The following is a 234-nucleotide window of genomic DNA, read 5'->3' as shown; positions in this document are numbered from 1 at the left end:
TGACGGGGCGGCCACCGGCGGCCTCGTCGAGCCGCGCGAGCGCCTCGGCCGTGTTGACCTCGCCCAGGCGATCGCTCGCCCATGGCCCGCCGACCACCCACGCGTCGGCGGGCAGCGCCGCCGCGTGCTCGCGCACGGCGTCGACGATGCCGTCGAGGTGCGCGCCGAACGGCACCCGCAGCTGGAACAGCCCCTCCTCGCCCGCGATCGCGGGGTGGTTGTGGGCATCGATGA

At 76.5% G+C, this 234-nt stretch carries 1 protein-coding gene; it reads right to left on the bottom strand.

Annotated elements, in window-relative coordinates:
• Positions 1–234: amidohydrolase family protein (locus AMS65_RS00020; RefSeq protein ID WP_157501916.1), on the bottom strand; the 234-nt coding region annotated here is incomplete at both ends.

It is taken from the genome of Leucobacter celer subsp. astrifaciens, assembly GCF_001273835.1.
GTDB lineage: Bacteria > Actinomycetota > Actinomycetes > Actinomycetales > Microbacteriaceae > Leucobacter > Leucobacter celer.
This window is presented reverse-complemented; position numbering and strand designations above follow the sequence as displayed.